At 30.2% G+C, this 12,148-nt stretch carries 13 protein-coding genes; 1 reads left to right on the top strand and 12 read right to left on the bottom strand.

Annotated features, from left to right (window positions below; all coding sequences use genetic code 11):
• Positions 1-5: 5 nt before the first annotated feature.
• The 12 genes from IGI37_RS01280 to IGI37_RS01225 all read right to left on the bottom strand — a co-directional run bounded on the left by IGI37_RS01280 (position 6) and on the right by IGI37_RS01225 (position 10,635).
• Positions 6-185: a thiocillin family RiPP gene (locus IGI37_RS01280; protein WP_438759599.1), complete on the bottom strand. Its 180-nt coding sequence runs from the start codon at positions 183-185 to the stop codon at positions 6-8.
• Between the two features lie 112 nt (positions 186-297).
• Positions 298-1,080, bottom strand: coding sequence for an ABC transporter permease (locus IGI37_RS01275; protein ID WP_438759598.1), 783 nt, complete (start codon positions 1,078-1,080; stop codon positions 298-300).
• Positions 1,081-1,086: 6 nt separating this feature from the next.
• Positions 1,087-1,767, bottom strand: a complete 681-nt coding sequence (locus tag IGI37_RS01270; RefSeq protein WP_438759597.1) for an ATP-binding cassette domain-containing protein — start codon at positions 1,765-1,767, stop codon at positions 1,087-1,089.
• A 17-nt stretch (positions 1,768-1,784) separates the two neighbouring features.
• Positions 1,785-2,417, bottom strand: a complete 633-nt coding sequence (locus tag IGI37_RS01265; protein ID WP_438759596.1) for a hypothetical protein — start codon at positions 2,415-2,417, stop codon at positions 1,785-1,787.
• On the bottom strand, positions 2,414-3,862 hold the full coding sequence (locus IGI37_RS01260) for a hypothetical protein (protein ID WP_438759595.1): 1,449 nt from the start codon (positions 3,860-3,862) through the stop codon (positions 2,414-2,416). Before IGI37_RS01260 ends, IGI37_RS01265 begins: the two co-directional genes overlap by 4 nt.
• Entirely contained in the window at positions 3,863-4,456 is a 594-nt protein-coding gene (locus IGI37_RS01255) for a hypothetical protein (RefSeq protein ID WP_438759594.1), read from the bottom strand.
• A 9-nt stretch (positions 4,457-4,465) separates the two neighbouring features.
• Positions 4,466-5,683 (bottom strand): YcaO-like family protein, encoded by a 1,218-nt coding sequence (locus IGI37_RS01250; RefSeq protein ID WP_438759593.1) that lies wholly within the window; start codon positions 5,681-5,683, stop codon positions 4,466-4,468.
• A gap of 4 nt (positions 5,684-5,687) precedes the next feature.
• A complete protein-coding gene (locus IGI37_RS01245; protein WP_438759592.1) occupies positions 5,688-6,368 on the bottom strand; it encodes a lantibiotic dehydratase C-terminal domain-containing protein in 681 nt (226 codons plus the stop codon).
• Entirely contained in the window at positions 6,343-8,523 is a 2,181-nt protein-coding gene (locus IGI37_RS01240) for a hypothetical protein (RefSeq protein ID WP_438759591.1), read from the bottom strand. Before IGI37_RS01240 ends, IGI37_RS01245 begins: the two co-directional genes overlap by 26 nt.
• Positions 8,524-8,528: 5 nt before the next feature.
• Entirely contained in the window at positions 8,529-9,431 is a 903-nt protein-coding gene (locus tag IGI37_RS01235) for a hypothetical protein (RefSeq protein ID WP_438759590.1), read from the bottom strand.
• A gap of 465 nt (positions 9,432-9,896) precedes the next feature.
• On the bottom strand, positions 9,897-10,055 hold the full coding sequence (locus IGI37_RS01230) for a hypothetical protein (RefSeq protein ID WP_438759589.1): 159 nt from the start codon (positions 10,053-10,055) through the stop codon (positions 9,897-9,899).
• Positions 10,045-10,635, bottom strand: coding sequence for an accessory gene regulator ArgB-like protein (locus tag IGI37_RS01225; RefSeq protein ID WP_438759588.1), 591 nt, complete (start codon positions 10,633-10,635; stop codon positions 10,045-10,047). Before IGI37_RS01225 ends, IGI37_RS01230 begins: the two co-directional genes overlap by 11 nt.
• Positions 10,636-11,059: 424 nt before the next feature.
• Between IGI37_RS01225 and IGI37_RS01220 the strand changes: the two genes are divergently transcribed.
• Entirely contained in the window at positions 11,060-12,142 is a 1,083-nt protein-coding gene (locus tag IGI37_RS01220; protein WP_438759587.1) for an IS30 family transposase, read from the top strand.
• The last annotated feature ends 6 nt before the right edge of the window (positions 12,143-12,148 follow it).

The following is a 12,148-nucleotide window of genomic DNA, read 5'->3' as shown; positions in this document are numbered from 1 at the left end:
TCCCTTTATCCAAAACATGAGACTGTTCCTAAGGTACTGGCACAACCTGTTGCAGTTCCTAGGGTTGATAGTGTTCCAAAAGATGCCGCGACTTCTAAAACATCTGTTTCTTCCTCAAGAAAAATATTATCTAAAGTAATTGTTAGCTCTTCCATCGTTTCTTTATCGTTTCCTTTTACATTCATTGTTTTCTGCCTCCGTAATAACAAATATTTTATTTATAACTAGTTAGAAGACATATAGAATAAAATAATCAATGTATCAAGAAGCTGTAAAAACCTAAAATGATTTTAATAGTTATTCATATCTAAAGGTCTTCCATTCAATCAAACTTGTAACAATTCCAAATACTAGAACATATAAAATAGTTTCTATAAAACCATTAAAAAAATAATCGTTTGCATTTCCTACTAAAACTAACATTGAATCATAGTAGCCAAATAAAGGATTGATAATTAAAAACTTTTGAATAGTATCTAGACTAAAATCTGTCTGCATAGAAAAAAGTGATGAGAAAGTTAAAGTAAATACCATAAATAACATAACTAAATTACTAAAATTACTTGCGAAAGTTGTACTTTTAATAAAAGTAGAAATAATAAAAGAAAATGGGTTAAGAACAAAAAATGTAATATTAACAAGTACTATTATTTTTAAAATTATATCTAAATTTAGATAACCTAATAAGGAAAATAGCAGAATAACAAATAGACAATGAAGATTCAAAAACAATAAATTTGCTAGTTTATTTCCTACAGTAAATTCCTTGGTATTCAAATCAGTTTGCTTGATCCAACGAAGCGTTTGCTCTTCCTTACTATTCACCAAATTTATCAAAGGAAACGTAAATGCATACGTAATAACACCAAACATTAGAGCTGTTGAGAAAAATTGACTATTAATCAAAGCAGATAATTCGGTATCGTTAAGATCAGAGTTACTTTTTAAAAAGTAACTGACGCCAAAGAAAAGAACTGGTAATACAATATTTGTTATCAGTAACTGGTATGAGCGTAATTGCTCTAAAATATGTAGCTTAATAACGGACAACACTCTACTAATAGAGAAACTATTTGTCATAAATACTCACTCCCCCCACACTTCATTTTTAATTAGCGAGAACAGTTCATCCTTTTCCTTTTTATCGGTTTCAAAGACTTGCTTTATTTCTCCTTGATTAATGATCGTAATGTAGTCAAATAACTCTTCATAACCTTTTACTTCGTGGCTAATAATAATAACTAATTTATTTTGTGCTACAATTTTCCTGATCTCTTTGCTAAATTCTTCTTTTTTCTTAGTATCCAGACCCGAAAAAGGCTCATCTAAAACGAATATATCTTTATCCATTAAACAAACAAGAAACAAGCTAAGTGCTCTAGCTTCACCACCAGATAACGTTTTAACTTTTTTATTCAAAATCGAATGAATATCGAGTATTTCTTTCAATACTTCTTCATCTATATTAGATAAACGATTTATTTTCTTCCAAAAAGAAATAACCTCTTTTGTTTTTAACGTTGGAAAAGAATAAAAGTCTTGAATTTGATAACCAATATTTTTTTGTGTCATTTTTTCAGGAAATTCTATTTTTCCGTGTGTTGGTGTAATAGAACCGGTTAAGATATTTGCTAATGTTGATTTACCGACTCCATTTTTTCCAAATAATAAATATGTTTTCCCAAAATTAAATGATGTAGTGATATTTTTTAATACTTCTATATTTTTTCCATATGAATATGATATTTTATCTAGATTGATGTTCATAATATAAGCTCCTATCTTTATTTTTGAAAAGCATAGGCAAAAATTGGTTTTTTTATAGCATAGTCTGAGGACACAATAGCACGCCAATCGGCCTCCATAACCCCAGCAAACACTGTGCCTTTCCATGAAATATCTTCTGCGTACTCTGAAATAATTTGACCGAACAAGCCACTCATCATGATTATTTCTCTATAGAATCTTCCACTAGCTAAATATGTTTCTGGCAACTCTGATAAATTCCACAGAAAAAAGAAAACACCGTCGCAATCATGCATCTCTTCTTGAATATATAAATTTTCTCTGGTCAAACTATTCTTTGTCTCGATCTTTTGAAATACATTGTTTTTATAGACATAGATACTCTGATCTTCATTGTCAATAATGCCTTTATTATCGACAATACAAAACTCAACTGCTTGAGGTACCTTAAGCATTTTTTCAGTTAATAGTGTCAACAAGTTAAACACTTTTTGAATTTCATCTTTAGTAGAACGAACATCTCGATCAGAATCAAAATTTCTAAAGGACTTTCGCTTTTCAATATTATTCTCATAATTTAATTCCTGTAAAAAGCTAAAATCTTGATTAAAATCAAAGAGAGAATGGTTATCTTTCGTAATTTCTGTATGTTTAATTATTTCTTGTATCATTTTGTGACCTCCACCACTGCATTGAAAATAATTTTACTCATAGATGCTCCAATAGCATTTTGTATCGACGCTTCGTCATAATTTTCAATAAATTTAATCGCTTTAATTTCTTCAGATTGCTTTATTGACAGTAATGTTGCAAGTTGAACGCCTGTATTTAGATTAGCAATCTTAAAGCCAAAATCATGATACTTTGTTTCAATATAATCTACATTACTTGCCAAAAGTAGATAACCTGAGGCCGCCTCATTTAAATCAATCGCATCTGCTAGCCTCATAAGATTATCATCAATTTGGTACATCTTATTTCTGATTCCTTCATAGTAGTAAATACCTAATCCATCAAGTTCTTTCTCAGAAAGATTAATATAGAACAACATATTAGAATTAATATTCCCACCTGTTGGACTCATCTTCTTTCTAGAGCGATCCTTTTTAAATCCACCCAAATTAGTAAATACACTTTCTAATCCCTTTGGTGTGTGAAATTTTGTCTCTCTCCAAAAATCAGAAACAAATTCTTTTTCGCCTAATTTAATATTTCCTTCTCGATAGTGCGCTAAATGGTTAGCCTTGTTTTGATATATAGGTGAAGAAAAAGCTGAAGTAATTTCAAACTTTTCAATTGTATCTAAGTTCTCTTTTCCAATAATATCAATCATATCTAGGTATTCAGCATCAAAGTCTTTATAGACAACTAATCCTCTATCTAAATTGAAATCTTTCAACTTCAATGTCATTTTCATAGTTGTAAGAAAAATATTATAGATAGATTCTTCAGAAATCATACGATTGAATTTTTGCTTTTTAAAATAATTTAATTCTGAACTTTTAACTGCATCTTTTGAAACTATTGGACCTAAAATTAGCCCATCCTCAATACTGGAAAATATCAAATTCTTTTTGCTTTCGTCAATATCTGCTAATGAAGTTTCTGCATTGATCTCCAAAACACGCCAATCGTAATTATCACCTTCTGTCAAAATAAAATTTTCACTCAGTAATAGTTGCTCTAACATTTCTGAGGCATACTTATTGCTAACGCTAATTTTAATTCGGATTTTTGATTTTAATGTTACTATTTCATCTACACTATTATAATTTTTTACATTTTGATTCAGTTCATCAAGGTAACATTTTTCTGGAGTTTGTGCATCTTTATCTGCAAGAAATCCATTAGAATGTAATTTAGTTAAAACATAATACAGATTTGCTGAATTACGTTTCTGAGATAATTTTTTTACAAATTCAATATAGGGTATCTCATTATTCTTTAGCTCACTCAACAATTCAGTTGAATCTTTAATAGCATTTGGACCATTTAATTTGAAGGGACCTTTTCCTCCACCATAGAAAATAATTCCATCTGTAATAAAATATTCCATTTTGCTTGACAACGTTGGAATCCGAGGCCATTTAACCATTGGATCAAATAACATAGACATCTACAAAACCTCCTTTAGCACTTTTTGCAATTCCATATTTTCATAATTGGTTGTATCACAAGTTGAACAATTTGATAGACCATTCATTTTTTCTCTACTATAAGTATTTCCTTGGATCAAATAACTAAAAGAGTATTCATACAATTCATTCTTATCAAACATTTCTAAAAGTAATAGAAGGAAATGTTTTAATTCTTTTCCATAGCTTTTTTCTATTGATTTAAATCCTCTTTGTGTTGTCAAATGGTCATAAAGATTTAAATTAAATGATTTATTTATTGTTTGTTTAGTTACACAAATAGGACAAGCTCCTATCTTAGTTTGACCATCTTCTATTTTATTTATACCAAAAATATAGAAATTAGTTGCCATCAAGAAAATAGGAACATATTGAATTTTTTCTAAGGATGGAGCTATTTCAAGAAATTCACTGATACAAAAACCATCGTAAACAATAAAAACTGTATCCATATTGTTATCTACAGCATTTATACTTTGTTCATCATACTGAACAAGCTCTGCTCCTCTCCCTTCATCAAGAATTAAATCTAATAACAAACTTTTACCATTACCAACTCCAGTAATTTTTATCATAATACCCTCCTATGAAAACGCCAATGGCATATTATTAATGTGTTTTTTATAATGATTTCCGTATTTATCTTTGGCAAGCTTGACAAAACGTTCAGAATCTAAATAGCGACTCGTATATACAAAAGAAATCGGTTGAGCCTCAGGAATAACTACTTTAACTGCTCGATAATTTCTTTCTAGAACTTCTCGACAACTGATGTCTGCTACGTAGGCTGAAAAATTCTGGTTTTTCAAAATTTTCACCAAATATTTTAACTCATCTTCTTTTGATAAAATTAAATTATTCTGATAAGTTTTTTTACTCACCGGAACATTTTTGAAAAAATCAAAGTAAGAATCATTAAATCCTTTAGCCATATAAGCACCACCTTGTTCTACACTAACAAATCTTGTAAAATCAGTTGAATCATCATAAGGATACTCGTTTATATAAAAGCTAAACATGACTGATATCAATTCTTTCCACAGTTTGTTTTTAATATCTGATAAGTTTATTGAAGAACAAAACATCAATACATTTTTGCAATTTTCAGAATGATTTGATTTTGCATGCGCACAAATTGTTGTTATACCTGCAACTGTGCTGACATCGTAAAATTTAACTTCTCCTAAATATGAACTATTAAAAACTTGGTTCTTGTCATCACTAAACAAATGAGTAACATCACCTTTTATATTTCTAAGTAACCAGGTTAATGCAATACCATCTCTTTCAATCACCTCATAAATGCCATTAATTACTGCAGAAACATAGTCTTCATGAAGTGCTGCTCCTGTTGAAATAGGTACTGTTACCCTATCTCCATAAAAATTTTTATCGTTAAAAAGATAGACAAAATTTGTTGGAATTAACTTTGTTTTCAATGTATGTAGATCTACGCATTCAATCCAACAATAAGTTTGTTCAGAAGAAAAATTGAGATCTACACTACTTTCATCTGAAGACATTTTGGGGAATTTAGTTATGTCAACTACCTTGTCATTTAGGTTTTTAGCAGTATCAACAATCACCTTTCTACAATTGACAGCATTAGCAATTCGTTCTATCGCTTCATATTCGGATAATTTTAAAGCCGTACTTTCTTCACTACTTGTTCCAGCCCCTGACATTTGGCTCAATTTCTGCTGGGCGTTAAGGTTATAGAGAAATTTAACATTTCCAATTCTTGTTAAGCCAATATGTGTTTTTTGTATGCCTATAGGTGGTACAATAGGAAATTTTTTCATTTACTTATCCTCCTTTTAGTTCATATAGTTTGTAATAGAGTAAGCACTCATCTTTTAAATTGAAATTGAATCGATTTACGGCTAAGTGAATAAAATTGAAACATAGTTCTCGGGCCTCATTAATTGATGTAACAGACAAACTTTTAATTAGTTCTTTAATGTAATCAGAAAAATAATATTCTGGAAATAGTTGACTATAGATTTGATGGTTTATTGTAGCTCTAAAAAAGTTTTTACTAGTGTTCCAAAAACCGATGGATGATTCTATTTGAAATGCATCATATAAATTAAACTCTTCCAATATATTCTGCATTAAACCTAAAAGTAGATTTGCAATCTTGTTTTCACTAATAAATTCTTTCCTATTAGCAATAATATAGTTAGAGATCACTGTTGAAAAAAGTTCATATGTTTGCAAATTACTTCCATATTTTATAATTTCTGGATCATAAATTCGTTCTTCAATATTCGTTTCAGAAAATTCATAGCTCAATTCTTTATAAAATTGAGTAGTATTTTTTATAGACTCTCTCCTTATCCTTAGGCGATAATGAGGCCCTTTCATATCAGTATAAAGCGTAAAAAATAAAGAATTATCGTCCTCAACAAATTTCTGTTTCAAATTATTGACCTTATCTAAAAAGCCATCATAATCTGTTTTATAAATGTGATAACTTTTCCACATGGTCTACAATTTCCCTTTCTGTAATAATATTGATATGCTCGAATAGTTTTTCATTACTCTTATAGGTATCTGGATTAGGATTTAATGTAGTCAATCTTACATCATTATTTTTAACTGCATTCACAAATAGTTCATACCCCTCTTTATTCAATAAAGAAATATACATAGGTTTGTGAATACCGAAACCAGTTTCTTGTACAAAGAACTTTAATGGAAATCCACGTTCTTCAAAATAATCTAAAATGTTTAGATAAGTTTCAAACGAGTCTTTTTTCAAACATGATTCAAGTATTTGTCTTGTAAAAAGTAACGACTCTCTCTCATTAATCTTGCCAATCTGATTGCTTACATTTTGACTCATTCCCCAAGGCGAGATAGCTTTTAGAAACAAGCCTTTTGCACCATGAAACATGTGAATTGGTACACTCCCAAAATAAATCGGCTTTATTTCACTATTTTTATAAAAGAATTTTATTCCCTTATCGTAAATTACCTTCACCTCTTTGAAGTCATCTGGCCAATACAATTTAGAATAGCTGGTTTTTCCTGTATTAATAAGCGCAGAGATTTCCGGTTCAATAACAACTTCGTATATTTTTTTCTCTGAACCAAGGTTATTATTGATGTACTCTTCCAACAATGATAAACTTTGGTCTGTTACTTTATCGAACTCTCTTCCTAATAAAAAACCATTACCAGGATATACATTGGTCAAAAATACCTCACCACACTTATCTACATTAAACATCACCAGATAGGTCTTTTCTTCAGTGAAACCATCATCTTTTATTTTTATATTTTGAGATGTACTTTCCTTTTTATACCAATAACTTTCTCTATAAATCATTTCTGCTTCTATCTTAAAAAAAACATCTAATACATTACGTAAATCTGAGGAAGAATATTTTTTGATAAGCTGAACAATTTTACTATACTGATCATGAGCATTCACACATTCTTGTAATTCATCATAATCCTTAAAATTCGTTTCAAAAATACTCACTGCTTTAGAAGTCCCTATTTTACTAACCAAATTGATCCAAATAGGTTCATTTTTTAGAATTTCTAAGATAGATTTATCAAAGTAATAAGTATCCAATTCTTCTAAATAAGACACATCTGAAGCAGTCAAGGTCAACATATTATTACGGTCTACCGAATTACTTTCTAAAATTTGTAAAGCAATAATTCTAAAGATTTCTGACTTATTTAGAAGCTGAAGCAGATTTTCCCCTTGAGAGTAGTATTCAAAATCCGGGATAAGCAAATAATTTTTTTGAAAAAATTCAATACTTTGCTCTCTTTGGCTTAAAAACACTTCGAGCTCTTCTCCAGTGAAAACATTCTTGGCTTTGATTTCCTGTAATAATTGAACAATACTTTCTTTAAAAAGCATATTTTCTCTTGACAGAAACGAATTGTTTAATAAACTTACATAATAGAGTCGTTGAATATAACAAGTTATTCCCTCTCTGTCTGCAAATTCACCCAAAGTGAATTTCATTTTTTTTCTTATTTGAGGATCATTTGCTGCCAGAAAAATTAGCGCTGTTACAAAATATTGATTTAAAATTGTTCTCTCCTGAATTTCTCCTGTTCCCTCAACATCAAAGGATGTTAATCCCATCCAACTTATTGAATTTGTTTTCAATATATTACGTTGAATATATGAATACCTTGTTTTTTGATATTTTCCTTTTTGATATTTCGCTTCATCAAATACTTGTGTAAACGCCTTTGGATTTGTATATTTTATTGCTTGTTGAAAATTCTGATTTTCTAAAAAATAATTATATGAGTAATTATTTGAGAAAAATTCGTTTTTGATTATTCGTTTCAGCTCGTTAAATTTTGTTAGATTATCAGAAAAAATTTGGGCTAGATCGGTAATTGTCTTTGGCAACATATCCGGTATTTGACTAATTTTTCGTGACTGTACTGTTCTTCGGAATTTTAAAACTTGTTTTAATCTTTCTTGCTTACCTTCTTCATAACAGATTTTGGAAAATACTTTTAACTGGTCATTCAATTGTGCTTGATGTAATTCAATGGTACTTAGTAATACAAAATACTTTTTAATTTCATCTTCTTTAATATAATCTAGCTTTAAAACATCTTCATGTGAGAACAATGATTCTCTTGTATATTTAAACAATTTTATTACCTCATTTTCATTACTTTAATAATTTGATTTACCAAATTTAATAAAACCAAAATCCATAAAGTCGTAAATAGCAGTGTATATAAAACATAGACGATTCTTTTAATCTTACTAGCCTGTTTATAAATACTTGTATTTCTTTTAAAGATATTTTTAGAATACTCAAACGCTTCATTTCTGAAATTTCCAAAGTTAAAATAAAATAAAATCGAATTTGTAAAATCTGTTGGAAGTAAAATATTATAATTAAAGAATGTCATTAGTAGCTGCAAGTTTAAAGCATATTGAAAAACAGTTTGGTCTGTAATAATAAACAATGTATTGTAGAATAATAATAAAAATAAATCAGATACAAGTCCTACAAATGCTATATTAATCTTTTTCTGTCTATTGGATGTGGGAAACACCCGAACAAAGAATATCGGAAATACTAAATACCTTAATCGAAATCCTATTTTTTTTATAAATATTCCTTGAAGTCTGGCTACTAATACGTGAGAGAATTCATGTATAAAGAATACTCCCAGTAAAAAAATAAACAGACCTTTCATTCCTTTAAAAAATTCACCATTACTAGATTGATTGATATTCTGTACTGATAAATTTAAAGTTCCAGATAAACCAGTAGAAAGAAGGACTAGTAATAGACTCCAATATAAAATGACTAGAATTTTTGACAAACGTGATGGATTAGCTATGTGTTTAAATGTTGTTAGTCTATTGATATATGATTTGCTGATATCTTTACCATTAAAATTACTATCTATTTTTTTTAAAATAGCTGATTCGACATTTATGCTTTCACTGTTGTTTTTAACATGAAACCCTTTGGCTGTTTTTTTATCAACGATAAAAATCAACTCTCCTTGTAGGTTATACTCTTTTAAATAACGAGTTTCCAAATTTTCCCCTCCCTATGTAATAGTTATAAAAAAGCTCTTACGTCAATTTTTTTAGCAATATACATTTTAAAACGTCCGTATTTACTCCACCCAATAGTTCTTCCGTATTTACTATTTCATATTGGACTTGGTTTACTTTTAAACAATTTGTTACCTTAATAAATAATTCAGATATTTTTCGAACTTGGTACTCATTAAAAATTATTACTATTTCATCTGAATTACCAGCGTTGTTAATAACTAAATCAGATATCTTCCATATTTCTAGGACAGAAATCCCTTTTGGCTTAAAAAAGAATTGCTGCTTATAAAGATATACAAGAGACCCAGTCAAGTCTTTCTCAATGTCAATTAACAGCTCGAATAATTTATAAAAAATACCATTCCATTTCTCACTTTGACTCAACTCTTTCAGAAAAAGTATATCTATAATATCTAGAAGTTCACCGTGCTCAAAAAAACAATTCATACATCATTGCTTTGTTCTAAAATTTTGGGTTTGGCAGGTTCGTATATTACAAAAATACAGCCTCTGTTTAAAGCAATACTTCCCACCATACTTCCCATCCATACACATAAAGTTGCAAATGGCAGTTTCATATCTTTTAATTTCTCAATTTTCATTATTGAATCCTCCAATATCTTTTAGTGGTAGTGTAAATACTGTTGCTATAAAAACACCCGTAATTCCTAGTAACTTAACTGTGTTATTGCAAAAAGCTAATACGGTTGTTATTTTAAATAATATTTTTAGAGTATTTTTTCTCAATTCCTTTTTTTGTTCAAATTTAATTATCCTCTTTAATGTATCTGCTGGAGCATATCTATAAAGAATTACGCTACAAATCACACTGATTAAAATCAATCCGTATAAACTAATTTCCAATTTAGCCCAGTTAATAAGCCATGGTATAATCGCAAAACAAACCATTCCAATTAATGTACAATTCACACTTTTTTTTGCATGGAACCCATAGCTATATTTTCTTAATAAACAAAATGAAGAGTGGATTATTATTGTTTGAATTAAGGAATTTAAAAATATCGAGATTATATAGATAATTAGCAATTTTAACAGATTAATAAATAATACTGAAAAACCGTATTCTACTTTTGCTTGCTCTAACTCACTAAGATTAATTTTACTCCCCAATGATTTTACAAATAGCTTTGATAACTTCTCTTCAAAAGATAATGTGTCCATAAAGTATCTCCCCTCAAAAACAAGTTTACTTGAAATTAACTGGTAGTGATCCTTTTTTCATAACAACACACTTTTGATGGAAATGTGTTGTCCTTTTTCACAACAACCAACACTTTTGATGTCAAAAGTGTTGACTATCACAAAAAAATACCATAACAGCAAATTAGAACAATGCTATTATGGTAATCTACCTACTATTAAATTTTGACCTTAGAATCAATCAGTTATCCTTAAAAGAATACGATAGTTACTCCTTAGGCACCTCTTAACACTATAGATTTAAATTTTTTATTTACTATTCTGAACTAACCTTTAATGGCGAATTTTAAAATGAACTTAGCCACTTCATAAAATAAAAAAACGTCATTGCCCAATTTCATGTATTATTGAAGTTCCTACACAAACAATAAAGGATGAAATGACAATGACGCAAATTGAGAATACCATATTTTTACGCAAAGGCAAACACCTTGATTATGAAGAACGAAATAAAATTGAAGCTTGGAAACAAATCGATCGCCCTTTGTCGAATCGTGCGATTGCAAAATTACTCGGACGTGCTCCTCAAACCATTCATAGCGAAGTAAAAGATGGTACGGTTCGCCAAGTCAGGCGCCAAGTCCAAAACGGTAAAACCTACGAATATGAATCGTTTGTTTATTCCGCAGATGCTGGTCAAGCCGCTTACGAAGCCGCACGTGCGAATTCCCGTAAACAACCGAAGTGGGTCGCTTCACCGAATTTCATGGCGTATGCCGATCATCAGATGAAGAAAGAAAAGCAATCACCAGATGTCGTTGTTGGTCGTGCAAAGAAACTAGGATTGTTTCCTAATGAAACGATCCCTTGTACCACAACCCTATACAACTATATCGATTTCGGTTTGATGGAAACGAAGAACATTGATCTCCATCTCAAAGTTCGACGGAAGACCAATAAGCCAAAAAGCAGACGAAACAAAAAGATTCTCGGTGATTTAATTGAAAAACGTCCAGATATTGTCGATACACGTGAGCGCTTCGGCGATTGGGAAATCGATACAGTGAACGGACTGCGCATTGGCAAAGACCAAGCATTGCTTACATTAACCGAGCGTAAAACACGCTACGAAGTGATTATCAAAATCGATGGAAAAGCAGCTGATCCAGTTAATCGTGCACTGACCGCTTTAAAAGAAGCAGCGGGCAACGATTTCGAAGTACTTTTCAAAACGATTACTTCAGATAATGGTACTGAATTCGCTGGTCTATCCACACTTCTCAAAGATATTACAGAAGTTTATTTCACCCATCCCTATTCTTCATGGGAACGAGGGACCAACGAAAATCACAATGGGATGATTCGCCGTTTCATACCTAAAGGAACACGCATGGAAGACGTAGCGTTGACCACCATTCGTCGTGTACAGGATTGGATGAATAATTTGCCGAGAAGAATATTGGGTTACGCCACTCCGCGTGAGTGTCTATTGAACGAACTATCAGAGCTATCTTTAGCTACTAGATAACCAACA

Origin of the sequence: Enterococcus sp. AZ194 (assembly GCF_051713825.1) — a bacterium.
Lineage (GTDB): Bacteria > Bacillota > Bacilli > Lactobacillales > Enterococcaceae > Enterococcus_K.
This window is presented reverse-complemented; position numbering and strand designations above follow the sequence as displayed.